This is a genomic window from Castellaniella sp. WN, assembly GCF_054457555.1.
In genome coordinates, this window is sequence record NZ_JBTKZC010000001.1 from 1,978,265 (window position 1) to 2,002,065 (window position 23,801).

Annotated in this window: 24 protein-coding genes; 22 read left to right on the plus strand and 2 right to left on the minus strand. The window is 68.4% G+C overall.

The genetic code is table 11. From position 1 onward, the window contains the following. The first annotated feature begins 19 nt into the window (after positions 1-19). From ACTPOE_RS09195 to cydC, 8 genes are all read left to right on the plus strand, one after another. Positions 20-640 carry a YqaA family protein gene (locus ACTPOE_RS09195; RefSeq protein WP_458871907.1) on the plus strand — a complete coding sequence of 207 codons (621 nt, stop codon included), beginning with the start codon at positions 20-22 and terminating at the stop codon, positions 638-640. Between the two features lie 122 nt (positions 641-762). Continuing rightward, complete coding sequence (locus tag ACTPOE_RS09200; protein WP_458871908.1) at positions 763-4,695, plus strand: DUF3683 domain-containing protein; 3,933 nt, start codon at positions 763-765, stop codon at positions 4,693-4,695. 151 nt (positions 4,696-4,846) lie between these two features. Then, a complete protein-coding gene (locus ACTPOE_RS09205) occupies positions 4,847-5,410 on the plus strand; it encodes a GbsR/MarR family transcriptional regulator (protein WP_458871909.1) in 564 nt (187 codons plus the stop codon). After that, positions 5,407-6,984, plus strand: coding sequence for a cytochrome ubiquinol oxidase subunit I (locus ACTPOE_RS09210; RefSeq protein ID WP_458871910.1), 1,578 nt, complete (start codon positions 5,407-5,409; stop codon positions 6,982-6,984). Before ACTPOE_RS09205 ends, ACTPOE_RS09210 begins: the two co-directional genes overlap by 4 nt. Positions 6,985-6,997: 13 nt before the next feature. Beyond that, positions 6,998-8,155 carry a cytochrome d ubiquinol oxidase subunit II gene (gene cydB, locus ACTPOE_RS09215; RefSeq protein ID WP_458871911.1) on the plus strand — a complete coding sequence of 386 codons (1,158 nt, stop codon included), beginning with the start codon at positions 6,998-7,000 and terminating at the stop codon, positions 8,153-8,155. Between the two features lie 10 nt (positions 8,156-8,165). Further along, positions 8,166-8,294: a cytochrome bd-I oxidase subunit CydX gene (cydX, locus tag ACTPOE_RS09220; RefSeq protein ID WP_458871912.1), complete on the plus strand. Its 129-nt coding sequence runs from the start codon at positions 8,166-8,168 to the stop codon at positions 8,292-8,294. Continuing rightward, positions 8,291-10,054 carry a thiol reductant ABC exporter subunit CydD gene (cydD, locus tag ACTPOE_RS09225; protein WP_458871913.1) on the plus strand — a complete coding sequence of 588 codons (1,764 nt, stop codon included), beginning with the start codon at positions 8,291-8,293 and terminating at the stop codon, positions 10,052-10,054. The genes cydX and cydD overlap by 4 nt, the downstream gene beginning before the upstream one ends. 56 nt (positions 10,055-10,110) lie before the next feature. Continuing rightward, positions 10,111-11,883, plus strand: coding sequence for a thiol reductant ABC exporter subunit CydC (cydC, locus tag ACTPOE_RS09230; RefSeq protein ID WP_458871914.1), 1,773 nt, complete (start codon positions 10,111-10,113; stop codon positions 11,881-11,883). Here the strand turns inward: cydC and ACTPOE_RS09235 are convergent. Beyond that, on the minus strand, positions 11,795-12,340 hold the full coding sequence (locus tag ACTPOE_RS09235; RefSeq protein WP_458871915.1) for an adenine phosphoribosyltransferase: 546 nt from the start codon (positions 12,338-12,340) through the stop codon (positions 11,795-11,797). The two genes, cydC and ACTPOE_RS09235, sit on opposite strands and share 89 nt — an antisense overlap. 90 nt (positions 12,341-12,430) lie before the next feature. Between ACTPOE_RS09235 and ACTPOE_RS09240 the strand changes: the two genes are divergently transcribed. The 10 genes from ACTPOE_RS09240 (at position 12,431) to ACTPOE_RS09285 (ending at position 20,282) form a co-directional block, all read left to right on the plus strand. Next, positions 12,431-13,417: a KpsF/GutQ family sugar-phosphate isomerase gene (locus ACTPOE_RS09240; protein WP_458871916.1), complete on the plus strand. Its 987-nt coding sequence runs from the start codon at positions 12,431-12,433 to the stop codon at positions 13,415-13,417. Next, positions 13,417-14,019, plus strand: a complete 603-nt coding sequence (locus ACTPOE_RS09245) for a KdsC family phosphatase (protein WP_458871917.1) — start codon at positions 13,417-13,419, stop codon at positions 14,017-14,019. The genes ACTPOE_RS09240 and ACTPOE_RS09245 overlap by 1 nt, the downstream gene beginning before the upstream one ends. Continuing rightward, entirely contained in the window at positions 14,016-14,633 is a 618-nt protein-coding gene (gene lptC / locus ACTPOE_RS09250) for an LPS export ABC transporter periplasmic protein LptC (protein ID WP_458871918.1), read from the plus strand. Before ACTPOE_RS09245 ends, lptC begins: the two co-directional genes overlap by 4 nt. Then, positions 14,630-15,235, plus strand: coding sequence for a lipopolysaccharide transport periplasmic protein LptA (gene lptA, locus ACTPOE_RS09255; RefSeq protein WP_458871920.1), 606 nt, complete (start codon positions 14,630-14,632; stop codon positions 15,233-15,235). Before lptC ends, lptA begins: the two co-directional genes overlap by 4 nt. Before the next feature lie 5 nt (positions 15,236-15,240). Further along, positions 15,241-16,026 (plus strand): LPS export ABC transporter ATP-binding protein, encoded by a 786-nt coding sequence (lptB, locus tag ACTPOE_RS09260; RefSeq protein ID WP_458871921.1) that lies wholly within the window; start codon positions 15,241-15,243, stop codon positions 16,024-16,026. Between the two features lie 358 nt (positions 16,027-16,384). Further along, a complete protein-coding gene (hpf, locus tag ACTPOE_RS09265) occupies positions 16,385-16,708 on the plus strand; it encodes a ribosome hibernation-promoting factor, HPF/YfiA family (protein WP_323024944.1) in 324 nt (107 codons plus the stop codon). Positions 16,709-16,840: 132 nt separating this feature from the next. Next, positions 16,841-17,338 (plus strand): PTS sugar transporter subunit IIA, encoded by a 498-nt coding sequence (locus ACTPOE_RS09270; RefSeq protein ID WP_458871923.1) that lies wholly within the window; start codon positions 16,841-16,843, stop codon positions 17,336-17,338. After that, positions 17,310-18,248 (plus strand): HPr(Ser) kinase/phosphatase, encoded by a 939-nt coding sequence (gene hprK, locus ACTPOE_RS09275; protein WP_458871924.1) that lies wholly within the window; start codon positions 17,310-17,312, stop codon positions 18,246-18,248. Before ACTPOE_RS09270 ends, hprK begins: the two co-directional genes overlap by 29 nt. A 91-nt stretch (positions 18,249-18,339) precedes the next feature. Beyond that, a complete protein-coding gene (gene rapZ / locus ACTPOE_RS09280; protein ID WP_458871925.1) occupies positions 18,340-19,215 on the plus strand; it encodes an RNase adapter RapZ in 876 nt (291 codons plus the stop codon). Further along, positions 19,212-20,282: a septal ring lytic transglycosylase RlpA family protein gene (locus ACTPOE_RS09285; protein ID WP_458871927.1), complete on the plus strand. Its 1,071-nt coding sequence runs from the start codon at positions 19,212-19,214 to the stop codon at positions 20,280-20,282. Before rapZ ends, ACTPOE_RS09285 begins: the two co-directional genes overlap by 4 nt. Positions 20,283-20,408: 126 nt before the next feature. On the opposite strand, the gene rsmI is transcribed toward ACTPOE_RS09285, so the two are convergent. Then, a complete protein-coding gene (rsmI, locus tag ACTPOE_RS09290; protein WP_458871928.1) occupies positions 20,409-21,335 on the minus strand; it encodes a 16S rRNA (cytidine(1402)-2'-O)-methyltransferase in 927 nt (308 codons plus the stop codon). Between the two features lie 33 nt (positions 21,336-21,368). Here rsmI and ACTPOE_RS09295 point away from each other — a divergent pair, with 33 nt between their 5' ends. The 4 genes from ACTPOE_RS09295 to ACTPOE_RS09310 all read left to right on the plus strand — a co-directional run bounded on the left by ACTPOE_RS09295 (position 21,369) and on the right by ACTPOE_RS09310 (position 23,800). Further along, positions 21,369-21,863, plus strand: a complete 495-nt coding sequence (locus ACTPOE_RS09295) for a YraN family protein (protein ID WP_458871929.1) — start codon at positions 21,369-21,371, stop codon at positions 21,861-21,863. Positions 21,864-21,925: 62 nt separating this feature from the next. Next, entirely contained in the window at positions 21,926-22,519 is a 594-nt protein-coding gene (locus ACTPOE_RS09300) for a phosphoheptose isomerase (RefSeq protein ID WP_458871930.1), read from the plus strand. After that, the gene (locus ACTPOE_RS09305) at positions 22,519-23,229 is read left to right on the plus strand and encodes a BON domain-containing protein (RefSeq protein ID WP_458871931.1); all 711 of its coding nucleotides are present in this window, start codon (positions 22,519-22,521) and stop codon (positions 23,227-23,229) included. Before ACTPOE_RS09300 ends, ACTPOE_RS09305 begins: the two co-directional genes overlap by 1 nt. Positions 23,230-23,305: 76 nt before the next feature. After that, entirely contained in the window at positions 23,306-23,800 is a 495-nt protein-coding gene (locus ACTPOE_RS09310; protein WP_458871932.1) for a peroxiredoxin family protein, read from the plus strand. Position 23,801 lies beyond the last annotated feature (1 nt).

The window sequence follows — 23,801 nt, forward strand, 5'->3', positions numbered from 1 at the left end:
CGGGCTACACTTCCCCCCCATGGAAACCTGGCTGCAATCCTCGATCCACACTCTGTTGGCCCTGTTCGCGCTGCCCAAGGTCGGCCTGCCCGCGATTTTCCTCATCAGCCTGGTGTCGGCCACGCTGCTCCCCATGGGGTCGGAGCCGGCCGTCTTCGCCTACGTGCAGATGACGCCTTCCATGTTCTGGCCCGCCGTCCTGGTCGCCACCGCGGGCAACACGCTCGGCGGCGCCATCAGCTACGCCATGGGCGCCGGAGCGGAAGCCGCCTGGCACCGCTGGCGGGCGCGGCAGGCCGCCGGCCACGACGATCCGCTCCTGGCCGGAGACGGCACCCGGTCCGGCGAGGCGGCGGAGGCCGGAATGCCGTCCCGCCCGGCGTCGGACCCGATGGACACCGCATCGCCCGGCGGCCGCTGGCACGCCCTGACCACCCGCTGGTTCCACCGCTTCGGACCGCCCGCGCTGCTGTTGTCCTGGCTGCCCGGCGTCGGCGACCCGCTGTGCGCCGTGGCCGGCTGGCTGCGCCTGCCCTTCTGGTCCTGCGTCTCCTACATGGCCATCGGCAAATTCCTGCGCTACATCGTCATGACGGCCGCCCTGCTGCACGCCTGGCCGTGGCTGAGCGGGTGGCTTTGAGCGGCGGCCTTCCTCCCTCTCATCACCTCCCGATATAAGCTCATCCCGAATCAGGGGCATTTTGCCCTTAAACTAAGTAATTGCCCCTTCGGATCCCAGGGGCACCGACCCTCGACGCCCTCATGAACGCCCCTGTCGCCCGCGAACTGCTCGCATCCCCCCAGGCGCCGCGCCTGCGCGAAATTCCCTACAACTACACCTCCTGGTCGGACCGCGAAATCGTCCGCCGGCTGCTGGGCGAAGAATCCTGGCGGGTACTGTCGGAACTGCGCTCGCAGCGGCGCACCGGCCGCTCGGCCCGGATGCTGTTCGAGGTGCTGGGCGACATCTGGGTCGTGCTGCGCAACCCCTACCTGCAAGACGACCTGCTGGACGACCCGAAACGCCGCCACCTGCTGATCGAGGCCCTGAACCACCGGCTGGCCGAGATCGATCACCGCCGCGACGACGATCACGGCCCGCGCGACGCCCAGGTCCAGAAGCTGCTGGCAGCCGCCCGGACCGCCGTCGCCGACTTCGAGGCCCGCTTCGTGGAAACGGCCGAGCTGCGCCACGCGGCCCTGAAGAAGCTGTCCCGCCTGACCCGCCGCGACAACATCCGTTTCGATGGCCTGTCGCGCGTCTCGCACGTCACCGACGCCACCGACTGGCGCGTGGAATACCCCTTCGTCGTGCTGATGCCCGATACCGAGGACGAGATCGCCGCCCTGGTGCGCGCCTGCATCCGCCTGGGCCTGACCATCATCCCGCGCGGGGGCGGCACCGGCTACACCGGCGGCGCCATCCCGCTGTCCTGGCGCTCGGTGGTCATCAACACCGAAAAACTCGACGCCATCGGGCCGGTCGAGGCCATCGCCCTGCCGGGGGTCGAAGCCCCTGTCCACACCGTCCTGACCGGCGCCGGCGTGGTGACGCGCCGCGTGGCCGAGGCCGCCGAGGCCGCCGGCCGCGTCTTCGCCGTGGATCCGACCTCGGCCGACGCCTCCTGCGTGGGCGGCAACGTCGCCATGAACGCCGGGGGCAAGAAGGCCGTGCTCTGGGGCACGGCGCTGGACAACCTGGCCTGGTGGCGCATGGTGGACCCCCAGGGCAACTGGCTGGAGGTCACCCGCCTGGACCACAACCTGGGCAAGATCCACGAGGTCGACGAGGCCCGCTTCGAACTCAAATGGTTCGACGGTGCGAAGCGCCCCGGACAGACCCCGCTGAAGACCGAGATCCTGGTCATCGAGGGCCGGCGCTTCCGCAAGGCGGGCCTGGGCAAGGACGTCACCGACAAGTTCCTCGCCGGCCTGCCCGGCGTGCAGAAGGAAGGCTGCGACGGCCTGATCACGGCCGCGCGCTGGATCCTGCACCGCATGCCCGCCCACACGCGAACGGTCTGCATGGAGTTCTTCGGCCAGGCGCGGCAGGCCGTGCCGTCCATCGTCGAGGTCAAGGACTATCTGGACACCCGGGGCCGCGCGCAGGGTGTGCTGCTGGCCGGCCTGGAGCACCTGGACGAGCGCTACCTGCGCGCCGTCGGCTACGCCACCAAGAGCAAGCGCGGCACCCTGCCCAAGATGGTCCTGATCGGCGACATCGTCGGCGACGACGAGCACGCCGTGGCCCTGGCCGCCAGCGAGGTCGTGCGCATCGCCAATTCACGCCACGGCGAAGGCTTCATCGCCGCCAGTCCCGAGGCCCGCAAGAAGTTCTGGCTGGACCGCGCCCGCACCGCCGCCATCGCCCGCCACACCAACGCCTTCAAGATCAACGAGGACGTGGTGATCCCGCTGGCGCGCATGGGCGAATACACCGACGCCATCGAGCGCATCAACATCGAACTGTCCACCCGCAACAAGCTGCGCCTGGCGGACGCCCTGGAAACCTACCTGGACGGCGATCTGCCGATCGGCAAGGCCGAGGACCCCGACGACGCCGAGCACACGCGCGACACCATCCTGGCCGCCCGCCGCCGCGATGCCCTGGACACCCTGACCGCGGTACGCCGCCGCTGGGCCTGGCTGCTGGACCACCTGGACGCCCCGCTGGCCGACAGCCTGGATACTCTGTCCGCCCTGGGCCTGGACGAGCGCCGGCCCGAACTGGAAGAACGCCTGTCCGCCCAGCCCGACGCGCGCATCGTCGACCTGGTCCAGGACCACTCCTTGCGGATTTCCTGGAAGACCGATATCCGCGGCGCCATGGAGCGCCATTTCGCGGGCGCCGAATGCGCCGCGGTCCTGGCCGGCCTGCAGGCCACCCACGACCGTGTCCTGAAGAGCCGGGTCTTCGTCGCCCTGCACATGCACGCGGGCGACGGCAACGTCCACACCAACATCCCCGTCAACTCCGACGACTACGAGATGCTGCGCGAGGCCAACGACGCCGTGGCCCGCATCATGGGCATCGCCCGCGACCTGGACGGCGTGATCTCGGGCGAGCACGGTATCGGCCTGACGAAATACGAATTCCTCAGCGAGGCCGAACTGGCGCCCTTCCAGGACTACAAGCGCCGCATCGACCCGGAGGGCCGCTTCAACGCCGGCAAGCTGATGCCCGGCGCCGACCTGACGCACGCCTGGACGCCCAGCTTCAACCTGCTGGGCTACGAATCGCTGATCATGCAGCGCACCGAGATCGGCGCCATCTCCAACGCCATCAAGGACTGCCTGCGCTGCGGCAAGTGCAAGCCCGTCTGCGCCACCCACGTGCCGCGCGCCAACCTGCTCTATTCTCCGCGCAACAAGATTCTGGCGACCTCCCTGCTGATCGAGGCCTTCCTGTACGAAGAGCAGACCCGGCGCGGCGTCAGCATCCGCCACTGGGAGGAATTCGAGGACGTCGGCGACCACTGCACGCTGTGCCACAAGTGCTTCAACCCCTGTCCGGTGGACATCGACTTCGGCAACGTGTCCATGGACATGCGCGCACTGCTGCGCCGCATGGGCAAGAAGTCCTTCAATCCCGGCACGGCGGCCTCGATGTTTTTCCTCAACGCGAAGGATCCGCGCGTCATCAAGGCCACCCGCGCCGCCATGATCGGCATGGGCTACAAGGCCCAGCGCCTGGCCCACGACCTGCTGGCGCCCGTGGCGAAGCGGCAGGTGGCCCACCCCCCGGCCACCGTGGGCAAGGCCCCGGTCCGCGAGCAGGTGATCCACTTCGTCAACAAGAAGATGCCGGGCGGCCTGCCCAAGCAGACCGCCCGCAAACTGCTGGACATCGAGGATCCGCACATCATCCCGATCATCCGCGACCCGGCCGCCACCGCCCCCGACAGCGAGGCCGTATTCTATTTCCCGGGCTGCGGATCCGAACGCCTGTTTTCCCAGGTGGGCCTGGCGACCCAGGCCATGCTGTGGCATGTGGGCGTGCAGACGGTGCTGCCGCCGGGCTACCTGTGCTGCGGCTATCCGCAGCGCGGCAACGGCCTGGCCGACAAGGCCGAGCAGATGGTCACGGACAACCGCGTGCTGTTCCACCGCATGGCCACGACGCTGAACTACCTGGACATCAAGACGGTGGTGGTCAGTTGCGGCACCTGCTACGACCAGCTCGAAAGCTACCAGTTCGACAAGATATTCCCCGGCTGCCGTCTGATCGACATCCACGAGTACCTGCTGGAAAAGGGCGTGGACATCGCCGGCGTGCGGGGCGTGCGCTACATCTACCACGATCCCTGCCACACGCCCATGAAACAGCAGGACCCGATGAAAACGGTCAAGTCCCTGCTGGGCGCGGGCAATGCCATCAAGACCGACCGCTGCTGCGGCGAGTCCGGCACGCTGGCGGTCTCGCGGCCCGACGTCTCCACCCAGATCCGCTTCCGCAAACAGGAGGAACTGGCGAAGAACACCGCCGCCATCCGCGCCGACGGCTTCCAGGGCGAAGTGAAGATGGTGACGTCCTGTCCGTCCTGCCTGCAGGGCCTGGCGCGCTACGAGCAGGACACGGGACTGTCGGCCGATTACATCGTGGTGGAAATGGCCAAGCACCTGCTGGGCGAGAACTGGATGCCGGACTACGTGAAGGCCGCCAACGCGGGCGGCATCGAGCGGGTGCTGGTATAGCGAAACGGGCGGCTCCGCCGCCGCGCGGGGCAAAGTGTTGCCTGATATCCCCCATTTTCATAAGGGTATTGGCAAGCCACGAATATTGATCTACATTTGTTTTATTCAGAAATTTCAGTAAAAACTGAAATTAATGTAACAAACCAGGATCATGCCTCTCTCGCCTCAATCCGAACGGTTCATCCTGCACTTCGGCGAAATGGGCAGCCGTTGGGGCGTGAATCGTACCGTCGGCCAGATTTACGCCCTGCTGTTCATTGCTCCGCAACCCCTGCATGCGGACGAAATCGCCGAGACATTGAAATTCTCGCGGTCCAACGTCAGCATGGGCCTCAAGGAGCTGCAATCATGGCGCCTGGTCCGCCAGGCGCGCCAGGTCGGCGATCGGCGCGACTACTACGAATCGCTAGGCGATGTCTGGGAAATCTTTCGCGTCCTCATGGAGGAAAAACGCAAGCGGGAGATCGATCCGACCCTCAGCCTGTTGCGCGACATCCTCCTGGAAACGCCCAAGAACGAGGCCGAGACACACGCCCGCCAACGCATGCAGGCCATGCTGGAGTTGATCGAGCTGTCCACCGGCTGGTTCGATGAAATCCAGCGTCTGCCGCCGGAAACCCTGCAAAGCCTGATGCGGCTCGGCGCCCGGATCCAGAAAGTGCTCGGTTTCGCCGGCAAGCTTCGCAGTCCCAAACCCTCGGGGGATCCATCATGATCGACTTCGACGTCGTCAACCTGTCGCGGTTCCAGTTCGCCGCCACCGCCCTGTACCATTTCCTGTTCGTGCCGCTCACGCTGGGGCTGTCCTTCCTGCTGGCGATCATGGAAAGCGTCTATGTCATGACCGGCCGCGCGATCTGGAAGCGCATGACGATATTCTGGGGCTCGCTGTTCGGCATCAATTTCGCGCTCGGCGTGGCCACGGGCATCGTGATGGAATTCCAGTTCGGCATGAACTGGTCCTACTACAGCCACTACGTCGGCGACATCTTCGGCGCGCCGCTGGCCATCGAAGGTCTCATGGCCTTCTTCCTCGAGGCCACCTTCGTCGGCCTGTTCTTCTTCGGCTGGGACAGGCTGTCCAGGCTCGGCCATCTCATCGTGACCTGGCTGGTCGCGCTGGGCACGAACCTCTCCGCCCTGTGGATCCTGATCGCCAACGGCTGGATGCAGAACCCCGTCGGCGCGGTGTTCAATCCCGACACCATGCGCATGGAAATGACCGACTTCGCCGCCGTGCTGTTCAACCCCGTGGCCCAGGCCAAGTTCGTGCACACCGTCAGCGCCGGCTATACCGCGGGCGCCATGTTCGTCATGGCGATCAGCGCCTGGTACCTGCTGCGCAAGCGGCACATCGATCTGGCCAAGCGTTCGATGGTCGTGGCCGCCAGCTTCGGCCTGGCCGCCTCGCTGTCCGTGGTGGTGCTGGGCGACGAGAGCGGCTACCTGACCACCGAACACCAGAAGATGAAGATCGCGGCCATGGAATCCATGTGGCAAACCGAACCGCCGCCGGCCAACTTCAACCTGATCGCCGTGCCCAACCAAGCGGAACGCAAGAACGATTTCGCCCTGGAGATCCCCTACGTGATGGGCATCATCGGCACGCGTTCGCTCACGACGCCCATGCCGGGCATCAACGACCTGGTCGCGCGTGCCGAAACGCGCGTGCGCAACGGCATCGCCGCCTACGAGACCCTGCGTCACATCCGCGCCCACCCGGGCGACCAGGCCGCCCGCAAGCGCTTCGATGAAATCTGGCCCGATCTCGGCTATGGGCTGCTGCTCAAGCGCTACACGCAGGACCTCTCCAAGGCGACGGACGCGCAGATCCACCAGGCCGCGCTCGATACCGTCCCGAGCGTGACGCCCCTGTTCTGGACGTTCCGCATCATGGTGGCCGTCGGTTTCTATCTGATCCTGTTCTTCGCCGTCGCCTTCCTGCTCGCCTCGCGCGGGCGCCTGGACGGCAACCCCCGCCTGCTGAAAATCGCCCTCTGGAGCCTGCCTCTGCCCTGGGTGGCCATCGAATGCGGCTGGTTCGTGGCCGAATACGGCCGCCAGCCCTGGGTCATCGAAGGCGTGCTGCCGACCTACTACGCGGCCTCCGGCCTGACACTCACGGATCTGGCCATCAGCCTGGCGGTCTTCCTGACGCTGTACACCGCATTGCTGGTGATCGGTGTGAAAGTCATGCTGCATGCCGTCCGGAAGGGCCCCACGGAGGCGCGCGCCCCTCAGGATCCGATGATATCCGGCATGGCCGGACGGATCCCCCTGCAGACCTGAACGGGAGACGGCAATGGAAACCTTGATTCCTCTGGACTACGGCACGCTGCGCGTGATCTGGTGGGGCCTGCTGGGCGCCCTGCTGATCGGCTTCGCGATCATGGACGGCTTCGACCTGGGCGTGGCGGCGCTGCTGCCCCTCGTCGCGCGGACCGACGCTGAACGGCGCGTGGCGCTGAATCTCGTCGGTCCGGTCTGGGAAGGCAACCAGGTCTGGCTGATCACGGCGGGCGGGGCCATCTTCGCCGCCTGGCCGCTCCTGTACGCGGCGTCCTTCTCGGGCTTCTACCTCGCCATGATGCTGGCCCTGCTGGCGCTGATCCTGCGACCGGTCGGCTTCAAGTACCGCAGCAAGTTCGAAAGCCCGCGCTGGCGCGGCAATTGGGATGCCGCGCTATGCTTTTCAGGCACCGTCGCCGCACTGGTATTCGGCGTAGCCATGGGCAACGTGATCCTGGGCGTCCCCGCAAGCTTCGATCCGGACACCATGCGCCCCGTCTACACGGGCCATTTCTTCCAGCTGTTTTCCCCCTTTGCCCTGCTGTCGGGCATCCTCAGCGTCGCGCTGGTGGCCATGCACGGCGCCGTGCTGCTGGCCTGGCGCACGGAAGGCATGGTGGCGGCCCGGGCGCGCCGATGGGGGGCGATGGCGGCCCTGTTGTCGATCGTGCTGTTCGTGATCGGAGGATTCTGGGTGGCCTACGGCATCCAGGGCCACGCCATCACGAGCTTCACGGATCCCGCCGCGCCCTCCAACCCGCTTGCCAAGAGCGTCGCCCTCCAGACCGGCGGCTGGATGTGCAATTTCACGATCTGGCCCGCGATGTGGCTCGCCCCGGCCGCCGGCGTGGGCGGGGCGCTGCTCACGTCCATCCTGATGTCCATTGGCCGGGTCGGCCCCCTGGCGTTCCTGGCCTCGTCCGCCGCGTTCGCCGGCGTGATCCTGACGGCAGGCTTCGCGCTGTTCCCCTTCATCCTGCCTTCATCGAGCCTCCCGGCGGCGGGACTGACCGTCTGGGATGCGTCATCCAGCCACCTGACCTTGTGGATCATGCTGCTCGTGACCCTGATCCTTCTGCCCATCGTCACCGCCTATACCGCCTGGGTCTACCGCGTGATGCGCGGCAAGGTCACGGCGGAGTCCGTCGGCGCTTCCCACAACGCCTACTGAGGAGTCCGGCATGTGGTATTTTTCATGGATTCTCGGCCTGGGCCTGGCCTGCGCGTTCGGCATCCTGAACGCCATGTGGTTCGAATTGCGCGAGGGCCATGCGCACGCGCCGCCACCGGATCCCGCGGACACTGAGTGAACGGCCGCTCCAGCCTGGAATACGATCCGGCCATCCTCCAGCCCGCGACGCCGGACCAGGCCCGATGGCTGCGGGATCTGGCGCGCCTGGCCCGCGTCCCGCTGGCCCTGGCCACGGCCGCCCCTCTGCTGGCTGGCGGTCTGCTGATCCTCCAGGCCTGGCTGCTGGCGCATGTCCTGGAAGCCGGCTTCGTCCTGGGGATCGCCCGCGCCTCCCTGCTGGAGCCGCTCGTCGGGATCGCCGCGCTGATCCTGGCCCGCGCGGCGCTGGCCTGGATGGCGGAGCGGGCGGGCTCTTTTGCCGCGGAACGCATCAAGCATGCCGTCCGCCGGACACTGTTGCGCGCCCTGCTGGCGGCGGGTCCCGCGTGGACACGACGCCAGGCATCCGGCGAACTGTCGGGCGTGGTGGTCGAGCAGACCGAAGCCCTGGACGGCTATTTTTCCCGCTACCTGCCTTCCGTGGCGGCCGCCGTCGCGCTGCCGATCGCGTTCTCGCTCATCATCCTGCCTGTCGATCTCGTCGCCGGCCTCCTGCTGCTGACGACCGCCCCGCTGATTCCGCTCTTCATGGCCCTGGTCGGTTGGGGCGCCGAGGCCGCCAGCCGGCGCCATCTGAAGACTTTCGCCCGCCTGTCGGGCTTCTTTGCCGACCGGTTGCGCGGCCTGTCCACTCTGAAACTGCATGGCCGCGCCGAGGCCGAGGCCGAAGCGGTCGCCGAGGCCAGCGACATTCTGCGCGCCCGCACTCTGGCCGTCCTGCGCATCGCGTTCCTGTCCTCCGCCGTGCTGGAGTTCTTCGCCGCGCTCGGTGTGGCGGGTGTCGCCGTCTACATCGGCCTGAGCTACCTGGGCTACCTGGATCTGCGAGGACAGGCCCTGTCTCTCCAGGCGGGATTCTTCTGCCTGCTGATGGCGCCCGAAGTCTATGCGCCCCTGCGGCAATTCGCCGCTCACTACCACGACCGCGCGGCCGCACGGGCCGCCGTCGCCCAGATCGAAGAGACCTTCGAATCCCTGCCCGCCATCGACACGGCCCCGCTGGAGCGGCCGGCCGGCCCACCCGATGCGCGGCGCCGGCCCGGACAAGCGGCCGGCATCGCCGTGCACGCCGGCCCATTGCGGCTGAGCCTGCCGGAACGGACCCGGCCGATCCTGGACGGCCTGTCGCTGTCGATCCGGGCGGGCGAGCATGTCGCCCTGCTGGGCGGCAGCGGCGCCGGCAAGACCACCCTGCTCGAAATCCTGGCGCGGCTCCAGGCGGCCGAAGGTCCCGTGATGCTCGACGAGCGTCCCCTGGAGGAATGGCCGGAGGCAAGCCTGCGCGACCGGGTCGTCCTGATTGGCCAACGCCCCTTCCTGCTCCAGGGGACGATCGCCGACAACATCCGGCTCGGATGCCCCGATGCAAGTCCCGCGGAGATCGCCGAGGCGGCGCGAAGAGCCTGCGTGACCCCATTCGCCGACCGCTTGCCGCGAGGCCTGGACAGCAGGATCGATCCTCGCGGGCATGGCCTGTCCGGCGGACAGGCACAGCGCGTCGCCCTGGCGCGGCTGTACCTGCGCGACCCCGGCCTGATCCTGCTCGACGAGCCCACGGCGCATCTGGACGACGACACGCGCGAGGCCGTCCTGGACAACCTCCTGTCCTTCGCGCGCGGACGCACTTTGCTGCTGGTCACGCACTCTCTCCCAGTCGCCCGAAGACTGCCTCGCCGCATCCTGCTTGCCAACGGCCGCATCGAGGAGGCGGCGGCATGAATCCGCCACGGCAATCCGGGCACCCGTCCCCGGGCGCACAGTCAGGCGGCCGCCCGATGAGCCGCCGGCACCTCCTGCTCCAGCTCTACCGGCGCCATTGGCCAAGCCTGGCCGCCACCATCGCCCTGGCCCTGCTGACCGCGGCGGCCGGAGCGGGCCTGCTGGGCGTCGCCGGCTGGTTCCTGACCGGCGCAGCCCTGGCCGGAGCCGCCTCGGCGAGCGCGGCCCAGGCCTTCAACCTGTTCGTGCCATCGGCGCTGGTGCGCGGATTCTCGTTCATCCGTATCGGCGCCCGCTATGCGGAACGCCTGGCCGGCCATACGGCGACATTGCACCTGCTCGCGGAACTGCGCGGCACGCTCTTTCGAGCCCTGGCCCGTCTGTCGCCACGCCAGCTCGCGCGCTACCGCTCAGGCGACCTGGTGGCACGCCTGACATCGGACGTCGACGCGCTGGACACGCTGTTCCTGTCCCTGATGGCCCCGCTGCTGAGCGCCCTGATGGCGGGTCTGGCCATGACGGCATGTCTGGCCTGGCAGCTGCCGGCCGCCGCCTGGGTCGTCGCCGCGGCTTTCCTGGCCGCCTGCCTGCTGGGCCCGGCCATCCTGCTATACCAGGCCAAGGCGCCGGGCCGGGCCGTGCAGGACAGCGCCGCCCAATTGCGGGCGGCAATACAGGAAGCGGTCGAAGGCCATGCGGACATCCTCGCCCTGGCGCTCTCCGCCCCCGTCCGCCGGCATTTCGATGCCGCCTGCCGCCAGGCGTCCCATGCCCGCGACACCCAGGCCGGCCTGGGCGCCGGCGGCCAGGGTCTGATTCACGCCGCCACCGGCGCCGCCCTGCTCGCCATCCTGTGGGCCGGCCTGGATGCCGTCGAACGCGGCCTGATGCAGCCTCCCCTGCTGGCGGGGCTGCTGCTGGCCGCGCTGGGCCTGTTCGAAACCACGGGTCCCGTCGTCCGGGGCGCGGCCCGGATGGGCGCGACGCTTGCGGCGCTGACACGTATCGAGGCGATCACGGGCGCGGAGCCCGACCTGCACGATCCTCCGGTGCCCGGCAAGCTGCCGCGGACAGGCGCGCTGCAAGTCCGGGGCGTGCGCTATGCCTATCCGGAGGCTCCGGACAGACCGGTCCTCGATGGCGTCGATCTCGATCTCCCCCCCGGCAGCCGCACCGCCCTGACCGGGGCCAGCGGCTCGGGCAAGTCCACCCTGCTTCACCTGATGCTGCGCCTGGACGACCCCCAGGCGGGCTGCATCCGCTTCGGCGGAGTCGATGTGCGCGACTGCGCCCAGAGCGAACTGTATCAGCGTATCGCCCTGCTGGCCCAGGACGCGCCGCTGTTCATCGGCACGATACGGACCAACCTGCTGATCGGCGATCCGCAAGCCGATGACGGGGCCCTGTGGCATGCTCTCGAAGCCGCTCGCCTGGGCGACTTCGTCCGCGGCCTGCCGCACGGACTGGATACCTGGATCGGGGAAACGGGGGCCGGTCTTTCGGTCGGCCAGGCACGCAGGCTGGCCCTGGCCCGGACGTTATTGTCGCCCGCGGACATTCTGCTGCTGGACGAGCCGACCGCGGGCCTGGACGCCGGCACGGAGGCGGAATTCCTGGCCGACCTGTCCCGGGCAACCCAGGGCCGCACCGTCGTGCTGGCCACGCATGCGGCCCTGCCGCCCGGCGCCGTCGAACGGTCCATTTCCCTGGACGCCCCGCACCGGAACGCGCAGGACGGGCTCATCCAATCTCGAACTCGCAGACCGTGTACACCGGCAGGCCAGAGTCCCGGACGGCCTGCGAGCCGCCCAGGCCGGGCAGGTCGATAATGGCGGCGGCCTCGGCCACATTGGCCCCCAGGCGCTGCAGCAGGCGGGACGCCGCCAGCATCGTGCCACCGGTGGCGATCAGGTCGTCGATCAGCAGCACGCGCTGGCCGGGCCGCACCGAATCCGTATGCATTTCCACCGTCGCGTTGCCGTATTCCAGGGCGTATTCCTCGGCCACCGTGCGAAACGGCAATTTGCCCTGCTTGCGCACCGGCACGAAGCCCAGGTTCAGCTCGTAGGCCAGCACCGAACCCACGATGAAGCCGCGCGCGTCGATGCCCGCCACCAGGTCCAGGCGCTGGCGCATGTAGCGGTAGACGAACAGGTCGATCAGCACCCGGAACGAGCGCGGATCCTGCAGGACCGGCGTGATGTCCCGGAACTGCACGCCCTGTTTCGGCCAATCGGGCACGGTGCGGATCGTGTCGCGGATGTACTGGGCCGGATCGGTTTGCATGGCTGGGTCCTGTGGCGGGGGCATGGGGGCGGGCACAGTTTAACAAGCCGTCCCCCTCACCGAGAGGGCGGTTCCGCTTAAAATCGCGAGATGCATGCCCACCCCCAACCCAGCCCGGCGACGATCCGCGCCAGCGCCGACCGCACCTTCGGCATCGAAATCCAGGCCCTGCAGGCCCTGCGGAGCCGCATCGACGCGCGTTTCGCCCGGGCGGTCGGCCTGATCCTGGACTGTCCGGGTCGCGTCGTCGTCACCGGCATCGGCAAGTCCGGTCACATCGCCCGCAAGATCGCCGCCACGCTGGCGTCCACCGGCACGCCGGCCTTCTTCATGCATGCGGCCGAGGCCATCCACGGCGACCTGGGCATGCTCACCGGCCAGGACATCCTGCTGGCGATCTCCTATTCCGGCTCGGCCCAGGAACTGATCACCATCATTTCCGTGGCCAAGCGCATGGGCACGCGCATCATCGCCCTGACCGGCCATCCGGACTCCGAACTGGCCCTCAGCGCCGACCTGGCACTCGACGCCGCCGTGGACCAGGAGGCCTGCCCCCTGAACCTGGCACCCACCGCCAGCACCACGGCCGCCCTGGTGCTGGGCGACGCCATCGCCGTCGCCTGCCTGGAGGCGCGCGGCTTCGACCGCGAGGACTTCGCCCGCTCGCATCCTGGCGGCGCCCTGGGCCGAAGGCTGCTGACCTCCGTGGCCGACGTCATGCGCAGCGGCGCGGCCCTGCCGCGCGTCGCCCCGGACACCCTGATCCCCGACGCCCTGACCGAAATGTCCTCCAAAGGCATGGGCATGGCCATCGTCCTGGAAGGCGAGCGCCCCGTGGGCCTGTTCACCGATGGCGACCTGCGCCGCATGATCGCCCAGCACGGCGACATCCGCGCCCTGCCGGTCTCGGCCGGCATGAGCCGCCACCCGCGTTCGATCCCGGCCGACGCCCCCGCCATCGAGGCCGCCTCGACCATGGACGCGCACAAACTCAACCAGATGCTGGTCCTGGACGGCGACGGGCTATTATTGGGGGCTCTGCACATGCACGACCTCCTCGCCGCAAAGGTCATCTGATGAACGAACTGCCCGGTTTTTCCCACCCCGCCGAAGCCCAGATCCTGGCCCGCGTCCCGGAAGCGGTCCGCGACCGCGCCCGCGCCGTGCGCATGATGGTGTTCGACGTCGACGGCATCCTGACCGATGGCAGTCTCTGGTACGGCGAACACGGCGAGGCCGTCAAGCCCTTCAACGCACTGGATGGTCACGGTCTGCGGCTGCTTCGCGAACAGGGCATCCGCGTGGCCTGGGTCAGCGGCCGAAAGAGCGCCATCACGGCCCGCCGGGCGGCCGAACTGGGCATCTCCCCGGCCCTCCAGGGCGTCCGCGACAAAATCGCCACGGTCGAGGACCTGGCCCGCGAGGCCGGCCTACCCCTGCAGGCCGTGGGCTACATGGGCGACGACATCATCGACCTGCCCGTGCTGCAGCGGGTCGGCTTCGCCGCCAGCGTGCCCAATGCGCCCTTCTACGTCGGTCAGACGGCCCACTGGACCAGCACCTTGCGCGGCGGCGCGGGCGCCGTGCGTGAATGCTGCGACCTGATCCTGGCGGCCCAGGGCCGCCTGGGCGCCTGCTTCACCGCGTCCCTGTCCGCACTGGGAGGAGCCATCCAGTGAAGGATCGGCTGCCCAGTCTCGTGGCCGTACTGCTGCTCGGCCTGCTGGTGCTGGGCACCTGGTGGGCGTCCGACTACGCCCTGCGCTCGATCGAAGTCGATCCGCCCCGGCGCGTGACCCACGAACGCGACTCCTGGTCGGACCGGTTCACCATGGTGCGCACCGATTCCGCCGGGCGCGCCATCAACCGTCTGGAAGGCACCGCCATGGAGCACTTCCCGGACACCGGCGCCTATGAAATCACCTCGCCGCACGCGGTCGGCCACCAGCCAGACTCCCCCATCACCGAAGGCACCGCCGACCATGGCACGCTCGACGAACACGGCGACCGCATCGTGCTGAACGGCAACGCACACCTGAAACGCCTGCCCGACGCCGACCACCAGTTGCTGGACGTGCGCAGCACCCAGTTGATCATCGAGCCCAACCGGGACCTGGTCCACACGGACCGCCCGGCGCTGGTCGTCAACGGCAACTCCACGCTGCGGGGCAAGGGCATGCGCTACGATAACCGCACCCGACAGCTGACCGTCACGGCGGCCAGCGATGTCAAGATCTCGGGCGAAGACCAGGCCGCCCGCAACGCCGGACCCAGAAAGAACGCACGACCATGAAAATCCCGTCCCCCGCCCTGATCGCATCGATCGCCGCCTGCGCCCTGCTGTCCCTGGCCGCCCAGACAGCCGCCGCGCAGGGCAAACCCGCGCCGGCCAAGGACGAGCCCGACACGGTGATCCTGTCCGACACCCTGCACTACGATGACGTCAACAAGACCAGCACCTTTACCGGCAACGTGGTCCTGACCCGGGGCGCGATGACCCTGCGCGGCGACAAGCTCGTCACCCATGAGGACGCCCAGGGCAATCAGTTCGGCACCGCCACGGCCGCCAAGGGCGGGGTCGTCACGATCCGCCAGGAAAACCCCGAAAAGTTCGAGACGATCATCGCCACCGGCCTGCAGGCCGACTATGCGGGCTCGTCGGGCGACATCACCCTGACGGGACAGGCCACCGTGACCCGCCAGATCTGCGGCCAGGCGTTCGACAACGTCCGGGGCGCCCGCATCATCTATCACGAAAAGTCCGGCACCTACGAGGCGTTCGGCGGGCAGAACTCGGCCGCCGCCGGCGGTCGCGTCCGGTCCCTGGCCCAGCCTCAGTCCCGCATCGACCAGGCCATCGCCCGGTGCAAGGCCAAGAAAGCGGACCGCTCGTAATCCCCATGCCCGCACACGATTCCCACTCCGCCGCCAATGCCACCCGCGCGTCCGGCAGCCTCCAGGCCATCGGTCTGGGCAAGACCTTCGGCCGCCGGGCCGTCGTCCAGGACGTTTCCCTGTCGGTGGACAGCGGCGAGGTCGTCGGCCTGCTCGGCCCCAACGGGGCCGGCAAGACCACCAGTTTCTACATGATCGTGGGACTGATCCCGGCCGACACGGGCCGCATCATGATCGACGAGCACGAGGTCACCGGCATCCCCATGCATCGGCGAGCCCGGCTGGGCCTGTCCTATCTGCCCCAGGACGCCTCGGTCTTCCGCCGCCTGACGGTGGAGCAGAATATCCGCGCGGTGCTGGAACTGCAGCGCGACACCCAGGGCCGTTCCCTGTCGGCCGCCGCCCTGGAAGAACGCCTGGAATCCCTGATCGACGAACTGCAGATCGAACACATCCGCCACAACATGGCGATTTCATTGTCGGGAGGCGAACGCCGCCGGGTGGAGATCGCCCGCGCCCTGGCCACCCATCCACGATTCATCCTGCTGGACGAACCCTTCGCCGGGGTGGATCCGATCGCGGTGATCGAGATCCAGCGCATCGTGCAGTTCCTGAAGGGGCGCAACATCGGCGTGCTGATCACCGACCACAACGTGCGGGAAACCCTGGGGATCTGCGACCGCGCCTACATCATCAGCGAGGGCCGCGTCCTGACCAGCGGCCACCCCAACGAGATCGTGGACAACGAGGCCGTGCGCCAGGTGTATCTGGGGAAGAATTTCCGGATGTGAGTGCCCCCGCGCCGCGCAGCCCGCGGCCGCTTGCTGTCCACCTCGCGGCCTGCATGCCGCCCGGATTCGCCAGGCACAGGCCAGTCCGCAGGGACTGCCCTGCGTCCGGGCTCATCCCCGAGGGGGCGCTTTTCGCCTTGGGGCGGCGCCCGGCGGCGAAAAGGCCGCAGCAAGGTGCGCATCCCGGATCAGTCTCTGCGGACTGATCCGGGTATCTTACACCGGAAGCGGGCCCTTGATGTGGCCGGGGCAATGGGTACACTGGACCTGTCATCGAACTGTCAGAAAAGGAGGCCGATCCCGTCCGTACCCGGTTTTCTCCGGAACTCTCCCCGTCTTTCCGCAAGGAGTCTGCACTATGAGCCTGACAATCACCGGTCGCAATCTGGAAATCACCCCGGCCATCCGCGAATACGTCCACACCAAGACGGCGCGTGTCCTGCGGCACTTCGATCAGGTCATCGACACCCAGGTCATGCTCTCGATCGAGCCTTTGAAGCACACCGCCGAGATCACCATGCGCCTGCGTGGCAAGGACCTGCACTGCGAAGCCTCGGACGACAACCTGTATGCGGCCATCGATCTGCTGGTCGACAAGGCCGACCGCCAGGTCATCAAATACAAGACCAAGGCTCAGAACCACGTCCACGAACCTCCCAAGCGCCAGGAGATCCCTGCCTGACGACGCACGGGCGGGCCGGCTCCTCCGGCCCGGAACGACACATGGCCTCGAGACGATCGTCCGGGGCCGCATTGTTTTCGGCCGTCCGGCGGAGGCGTTCCCTCGATGGCCCATTTACCTATAATGGACGCCATGAATCTCACACCTCGCATCCTGCCGCCCGAAAACATCGTCCTGGACCTGGCCGCCACCAGCAAGAAGCGAGCCTTCGAGCACGCCGGGCTGCTGTTCGAGAATCATCAGGGCGTCGCGCGCACGGCGGTCTTCCACAGTCTTCTGGCCCGCGAGCGGCTGGGTTCGACCGCACTGGGCCACGAGGTCGCCATCCCGCACGGACGGCTCAAGGACCTGCGGGAGCCCCACGCCGCCTTCATCCGGCTGGCCGAACCCGTCCGCTTCGACGCCAACGATGGCCGCACCGCCCGCCTGCTGTTCTTCCTGCTGATTCCGGAAACCGCCACCCAGACCCACCTGGACCTGCTGGCCGGCATCGCCCGCCTGATGTCCGACGCCGGCATACGCCAGGCCTTGACGCAGTCCGCGGACCCTCGGGAAATCCACCATCTCATCCTGACTGGCGCGAGCGCCCCGGCCCCTGAACATGCTGACCATCCAAGAGCTGATTCGTGACAACGCCGAGAAGATCCCCTTCTCCTGGATCGCAGGCAAGGACGCCGCCGGCCAGCGCCTGATTTCCGACGGCGGCGGCGCCGCCGCCGATCTGGTCGGCCACCTGAACCTGATCCACCCGGGCCGCATCCAGGTCTTCGGCGCCGAGGAAATGTCCTACTACCTGCGGCTCGAACAGCGCCGTCGCCGGCACCACCTGGACGAACTGGTGGCCGGGGGCGTGCCGGCCATCTTCCTGGCGGCCGGCACCCAGGCGCCCGACGATCTCCGGACCTACTGCCTGGAACACGACATCCCGCTGCTGGCGACGCCCACCGACGCCGCCCTGCTGATCGACCTGCTGCGCATTTACCTGGGCAAGCGGATGGCGCCCAAGACCACGGTGCACGGCGTCTTCATGGACGTGCTAGGCCTGGGAGTCCTGATCACCGGGGAATCCGGGCTGGGCAAGAGCGAGCTGGCCCTGGAACTGATTTCCCGGGGCCACGGGCTGGTGGCCGACGACGCCGTCGAACTCTCGCGCACCGCGCCGAATTTCGTCGAGGGCCAGTGCCCGCCCCTGCTGCAGAATCTGCTGGAGGTCCGCGGCCTGGGATTGCTGGACATCCGCACGATCTTCGGCGAGACTTCGGTGCGGCGCAAGATGAAGATCAAGCTGATCGTCCATCTGGTGCGCCTGACGCCCGACACCTTCGAGCGCCTGCCGACCCAGGACGAATACCAGGATGTCCTGGGCATTCCGATCCGCCGGGTGATGCTGCAGGTCGCGGCGGGCCGCAACCTGGCCGTGCTGGTCGAGGCCGCCGTGCGCAACACCATCCTCAGCCTGCGCGGCATCGACACCATGAGCGACTTCATCGAACGCCAGGCCCTGGCCATCATGGAAAGCTCCCGGGAGACCCGGCCGTGACCGCACGCCACAGCGCGGGCCTCGCCGTTCATGACGGATCCAGGCGAGGCTTCTTTCATCCAGAGCCGAATACGTCCTCGCCGCGCACGCCATGCTGAACATCGTCCTCATCACCGGCATCTCCGGCTCCGGCAAGTCCGTGGCCCTGCGCATGCTGGAAGACACCGGTTACACCTGCATCGACAACCTGCCGGTGCGGTTCCTGCACGAATTCATCGCCAGCACCCAGGACAGCGGACTGGAACGGGTGGCGGTCGCCATCGACGTGCGCACGCCGGGCGACCTGGACGACCTGCCCGGCATCCTGACCAGTCTGCGCGCCATGGGCACGGCGCTGCACGTGATCTTCCTGGACGCGGACGACAACACCCTGATGCAGCGCTATTCCGAATCCCGGCGCCGCCACCCCCTGACCGACCGCCTGCGGCACGAGGGCCTGGACCCCTCGCTGCAGGATTGCATCACCCGCGAACGGGAACTCCTGGCCCCCCTGCGCAACCAGGAGCATGTCATCGACACCTCGGACCTGGCGCCGGGGCAGCTGCGCGCCTGGGTGCGCGACCTGGTCCAGACGGATCGTCCCTCGGTGATCCTGACCTTCGAGTCCTTCGCCTACAAACGGGGGGTACCGCACGACGCCGACCTGGTCTTCGACGTGCGCTGCCTGCCCAACCCCCACTACGACTCGCAACTGCGCCCCCTGACGGGGCGCGACGCCCCGGTCGCCGCCTGGCTGGCCCAGTTCGGCAGCGTCGAGGCCATGATCGACGACATCGCCACCTTCATCCGGAAATGGCTGCCCCTGTACATGCAGGACACGCGCAACTACCTGACAGTGGCCATCGGCTGCACCGGCGGCCAGCATCGCTCGGTCTACGTCACCGAGCAGCTCGCCCGGCGCTTCGCGGATCATTCGCCCCTGCTGGTGCGCCACCGCAACCCCAATCTGCAGGAGAGCCGGCCATGAGCGCGCCGGGCCGCCCCAAGCGCGAATTCTCTCTGAGTGGGGGAAGTCCGGACGCGGGACAGGCCCTGCGGGCCGGTACGCACCTGACGGGCCCGGGCGGCACGCAAGCCGCGAGAAGGATGATGCGCCGCCTGATTCCGTGCCTGCTGGGCGCTGCGCTGGTCGTCCTGGCGGGCTGCGCCTCGCGCTCGGGCGGCTATTACAAGGACGACGGTCCCGGCCGGGACATCCCGGCCGACATCGCTTCCATTCCCGACGCCGTCCCGCGCATCGAACAGCATGCCCCCGCCAATTTCCGCCCCTACGAAGTCTTCGGCGTGCGTTATGTCCCGATCGCCGAGGACCAGCCCTACCGCCAGGAAGGCCTGGCCTCGTGGTATGGACGCAAGTTCCACGGCGAGAAGACCGCCAATGGCGAGACCTACGACATGTACGCCATGACGGCGGCGCATCCGACCCTCCCGATCCCCAGCTATGCGCGTGTGACCCGGGTGGGCACCAGCCGCTCGGTGGTCGTGCGCATCAATGACCGGGGGCCCTTCCATCCGGGACGCATCATTGATCTGTCCTACGTGGCCGCCGCCAAGCTGGGGCTGATCGGCCCCGGCAGCGGCCGCGTGGTGGTGCAGGCCATCACCAACGCCGACATCCGCGCCGGCCGCTATCCGGCCGCGCCCCTGATGGCCTCGGCTCCGGCGGCCTCGACGCCCTCGCTACCCGGCACAGCCCGGACGCAGCAGGTCGGCCTGCCCGCCGATCCGCCCGCCCCTCAGGCGCCGTCGCCTCCATCGGAGCCCGCGCCCTCGATGCCCGAAACGCGGCAACCAGGCGGTATCTACCTGCAGTTCGGCGCCTTCTCCTCGGCCCAGAACGCCCAGGCGCTGGCCCGGCGCGTCAATATCGAAGCCGCGGGCCAGGCCGAGCCCGCCACCGTCACGCACCAGCCACCGCTCTACAAGGTCCGCATGGGTCCCTATCTGTCGCGCGACGAGGCCGCCCATACCGCTTCGCGGCTGGCGGAGTCCGCCGGACTGAACCCCGTGATCGCGCTGGACCAAGGGCTTTAGCGCCAAGGAACCTCTGAGTCGGACGGGGCCATTTTCAAATTGTGGCATCTCTCCACGTCGCGGCCTGCATGCCGCTCCGATTCGATAGGCATGAAATGGTCCGCAGGGACCATTTCATGTCCGATCTCATCCCCGTGCCAGCGCCCAGGCGTACAGCCGGTCGCGCGCCAACCCCGTTGCCCGGGCGCCGATCCGCGCCGCATCGCGCACGGACAGGTCCTCCAGCAACGCCTCCATGACCCTGCGCTGCTCGGGCGACAGATCCTCGTCCGGAGCCTCCGCCCGCTCCTCCGCATGCACCACCAGCACGAACTCGCCCCGCTCCCGATGGGCGTCTCCATCCAGCCAGGCGATGGCCTCTCCCGCCGGCAGAGTCCGGATCTCCTCGAAGCGCTTGCTCAGTTCGCGCGCCACGGTCAGCCTCCGGTCCGGGCCGGCCACCGCCGACAGATCCCCGAGGGCCGCGCGCAGTCGGTGCGGCGTCTCGAACATCACCACCGGCACCGGCCAGGCAAGCCACCGCTCCAGCCACTTGCGACGCGCCTGGGCCTTGGACGGCATGAAGCCGGCGAAGGCGAAACCGGGTTCCTCATCGCGGGTGGCGCCGCTCGCCATGAGGGCGGCGACCACGGCGCTGGGCCCCGGCAGGGGCACGACCCTGTGGCCGGCCGCCTGAACCTCGCGCACCACCCGCGCGCCCGGATCGCTCACCGCGGGCGCGCCGGCGTCGGACACCAGAGCGATGCGCTCGCCACGGGCCAGCCGCCGGATCACGGCCTCGGCCGCCTCGCGCTCGTTGTGGCGGTGAGCCGCCAGCAACGGCGTATCGATCCCCCAGGCGTCCAGCAGCGCCCGGGTGGTGCGGGTGTCCTCGGCCGCGATCGCGTCGCAGCGGCGCAGGGCCTCCCAGGCGCGCAGGCTCAGATCCTCCAGATTGCCGATCGGCGTCGCCACCACGTACAGGCAACCCTCCGGCCAGGACTGACCCGCCGCCAACTCCGCGTGACGTTTCCACGTCGGCCCGGCCTTTTCCCAGTCTGCACTGTCCGTCATACTCGCTCTTTCCTCATGCCGATTGGATTTCCCATGCCCGCGGACCCCTATGAAACCGCCAGACAGGCCCAGCGCCGGGCGGTGGAGCGCCGCAAGCGGCGACTGCGGCGCTCCGGGCAGGTGGCCGCCGGCACCGCCGACAGAGCCGCCGCCGAGCCGCCGGCCGGGTCCCCGGCCCAACGCCGTGGCCGCGAAACCGAGGCGCGGGCGGCACGCCACCTGGAAGCGCGCGGTGTGCGCATCCTGGCGGCCAACCTGCGCTGCCGCGCCGGGGAAATCGACCTGGTGGCCCGCGAAGGCGCCCTGCTGCTGTTCATCGAAGTGCGTGAACGCCGCAATCCGGCCTTCGGCGGCGCCGCCGCCAGTGTAAACCGCTCCAAGCAGGCCCGGCTGATCCGGGCCGCGCGCCACTTCCTGCCCCGACTCGTCCGGCTGCATTTCGGCGGCGCCGCCCCGGCCTGCCGCTTCGACGTGGTGGCCTTCGACACGGACCGGCCCCTCTGGATCCGCGACGCCTTCCGTGCCTGAGCGGTCCGTAAACTGTTACGTTCAGGGGCGCCGGGGCGGCGCGCTCATGCGATAATCGGCGCATGGACATGACCTCCCGCATGACGTCGCACTTCGACGACGCCGTCGACGCGTTCCGCTCCAGCACCCGCGATCTGGCCCCCGCCCTGGCCGCCGCAGTCGATCTGCTGTTCGGCGCCCTGACCAACAATGCCCGCATCCTCGCCTGCGGCAACGGCGGCTCCGCCGCGGACGCCCAGCACTTCGTGGCCGAACTCGTCGGCCGCTTCGAGCGCGACCGCCTGCCGCTGGCCGGCATCGCCCTGAACACCGACACCTCGATCATGACCGCCGTGGGCAACGACTACGGCTTCAATTCCGTGTTCGAACGCCAGGTGGCCGCCCTGGGCCAGCCCGGCGACATCCTGGTGGCCATCACCACCAGCGGCAATTCGCCCAACGTCCTGCGCGCCATCGAAGCCGCGCACGAACGCGACATGCAGATCATCGCCCTGACCGGCAAGGGCGGCGGACAGCTCAATTCCCTGCTCTACGAGACCGACATCCACCTCTGCGTCCCGCACGACCGCACCATGCGCATCCAGGAAGTCCACATCCTGCTGCTGCACGCCATGTGCGACGGCATCGACGCCCTGCTCCTGGGAGACCCTCTCTGATGACCGTTTCCGTCCGCACGCTCGCCCGCCTCCTGATCGGCCTCGCCGGCCTGTCCCTCCTGTCGGGCTGCGGCCTGTTCGTCGTGGGCGGCGCGGCCGCCACCTCCGCCGCCGTGGCCACCGACCGGCGCACCGCCGGCGAACAGGTCGACGACCAGACGATCGAGTTGCGCGTCTCCAGCGAGATGAACAAAGCCTTCGACGACAAGGCCCGCGTCCTGGGAACGTCCTATGCGGGCCGGCTGCTGCTGGTGGGCGACGTCCCCACCGAAGCCGACCGTCAGCGGGCCGAGACCATCGCCCGGGACATCACCAAGGTCCGTTCGGTGGACAACTACATCCGGGTCGGGGACATCACCCCGCTCAGCGTGCGCACCAACGACACCTGGCTGACCTCCAAGGTCAAGAGCCAGCTTGTCGCCACCGAGAACGTGCCCTTCCGCACCATCAAGGTCACGACCGAGCGCGGAGTCGTCTATCTGATGGGCAAGGTCACCGACGAGGAAGGCCGCCGCGCCGCTTCCGCCGCTTCGGGGATTTCAGGAATCAATAAAGTCGTAAAATTGTTCACGATCGTGGCGCGCGAAACCCTGCTCACCGAACCCGGCAGGCAGGGCGCCGCGCCCGTCAGCGATTCCAGTTCATCCGGCGCATCCGCTCCGCCGCCCGCGGGCGGCGACGGCGGCGCCCAAGCCATGCCCGTGCAATGAAAAACATGACCCCCACGCTGCGCCCTTCGGGCTTGCCGCCCCCAAAGAGGGCTTTTCATCTTGGGGCGGCCCTGCGATGAAAAGACTATTCCTTGGCCTGGCGGCCATCGTGGCGATCGGCGCCGCCGCCCTCTGGCAGTTCCAGGGATCCGCCCAGGCGGCGCCCGACATCGCCTTCACCGACCTGAACGGCCATACCGTCACCACCCAGGACCTGCGCGGCAAAGTCGTGCTGGTCAAGTTCTGGGCCACCAGTTGCACCACCTGCGTGGCGCAGATGCCCGACACCGTCCGCCACTACCAGGAACTGAAATCCCGGGGCTTCGATACCATCGGCGTGGCCATGCAGTACGATCCGCCCAACTACGTCAAGAACTTCACCGAAACGCGCCGGTTGCCCTTCCCGGTGGTCATCGACGCCCAGGGCAGGATCGCCCAGGCCTTCGGCGACGTGCGCCTGACGCCCACGGCCTTCCTGATCGACAAGCAGGGCCGCATCATCAAACGCTATCTCGGCAACTACGACGAAAAGGCCTTCATGGCCACGGTCGAACAGGCGCTGGCTTCCTGAC

Bases quoted from the DNA above. Each gene is read 5' to 3' on its own strand.
- hprK (WP_458871924.1), top strand. From the start codon at position 17,310: ATGCTGACCATCCAAGAGCTGATTCGTGACAACGCCGAGAAGATCCCC.
- ACTPOE_RS09200 (WP_458871908.1), top strand. From the start codon at position 763: ATGAACGCCCCTGTCGCCCGCGAACTGCTCGCATCCCCCCAGGCGCCG.
- ACTPOE_RS09210 (WP_458871910.1), top strand. From the start codon at position 5,407: ATGATCGACTTCGACGTCGTCAACCTGTCGCGGTTCCAGTTCGCCGCC.
- cydX (WP_458871912.1), top strand. From the start codon at position 8,166: ATGTGGTATTTTTCATGGATTCTCGGCCTGGGCCTGGCCTGCGCGTTC.
- ACTPOE_RS09305 (WP_458871931.1), top strand. From the start codon at position 22,519: ATGACCGTTTCCGTCCGCACGCTCGCCCGCCTCCTGATCGGCCTCGCC.
- ACTPOE_RS09310 (WP_458871932.1), top strand. From the start codon at position 23,306: ATGAAAAGACTATTCCTTGGCCTGGCGGCCATCGTGGCGATCGGCGCC.
- ACTPOE_RS09295 (WP_458871929.1), top strand. From the start codon at position 21,369: ATGCCCGCGGACCCCTATGAAACCGCCAGACAGGCCCAGCGCCGGGCG.
- cydC (WP_458871914.1), top strand. From the start codon at position 10,111: ATGAGCCGCCGGCACCTCCTGCTCCAGCTCTACCGGCGCCATTGGCCA.
- ACTPOE_RS09245 (WP_458871917.1), top strand. From the start codon at position 13,417: ATGAACGAACTGCCCGGTTTTTCCCACCCCGCCGAAGCCCAGATCCTG.
- ACTPOE_RS09285 (WP_458871927.1), top strand. From the start codon at position 19,212: ATGAGCGCGCCGGGCCGCCCCAAGCGCGAATTCTCTCTGAGTGGGGGA.
- ACTPOE_RS09270 (WP_458871923.1), top strand. From the start codon at position 16,841: ATGAATCTCACACCTCGCATCCTGCCGCCCGAAAACATCGTCCTGGAC.
- lptA (WP_458871920.1), top strand. From the start codon at position 14,630: ATGAAAATCCCGTCCCCCGCCCTGATCGCATCGATCGCCGCCTGCGCC.
- rsmI (WP_458871928.1), bottom strand. From the start codon at position 21,335: ATGACGGACAGTGCAGACTGGGAAAAGGCCGGGCCGACGTGGAAACGT.
- ACTPOE_RS09235 (WP_458871915.1), bottom strand. From the start codon at position 12,340: ATGCAAACCGATCCGGCCCAGTACATCCGCGACACGATCCGCACCGTG.
- ACTPOE_RS09240 (WP_458871916.1), top strand. From the start codon at position 12,431: ATGCATGCCCACCCCCAACCCAGCCCGGCGACGATCCGCGCCAGCGCC.
- ACTPOE_RS09300 (WP_458871930.1), top strand. From the start codon at position 21,926: ATGGACATGACCTCCCGCATGACGTCGCACTTCGACGACGCCGTCGAC.
- lptB (WP_458871921.1), top strand. From the start codon at position 15,241: ATGCCCGCACACGATTCCCACTCCGCCGCCAATGCCACCCGCGCGTCC.
- ACTPOE_RS09195 (WP_458871907.1), top strand. From the start codon at position 20: ATGGAAACCTGGCTGCAATCCTCGATCCACACTCTGTTGGCCCTGTTC.
- rapZ (WP_458871925.1), top strand. From the start codon at position 18,340: ATGCTGAACATCGTCCTCATCACCGGCATCTCCGGCTCCGGCAAGTCC.
- ACTPOE_RS09205 (WP_458871909.1), top strand. From the start codon at position 4,847: ATGCCTCTCTCGCCTCAATCCGAACGGTTCATCCTGCACTTCGGCGAA.
- cydB (WP_458871911.1), top strand. From the start codon at position 6,998: ATGGAAACCTTGATTCCTCTGGACTACGGCACGCTGCGCGTGATCTGG.
- hpf (WP_323024944.1), top strand. From the start codon at position 16,385: ATGAGCCTGACAATCACCGGTCGCAATCTGGAAATCACCCCGGCCATC.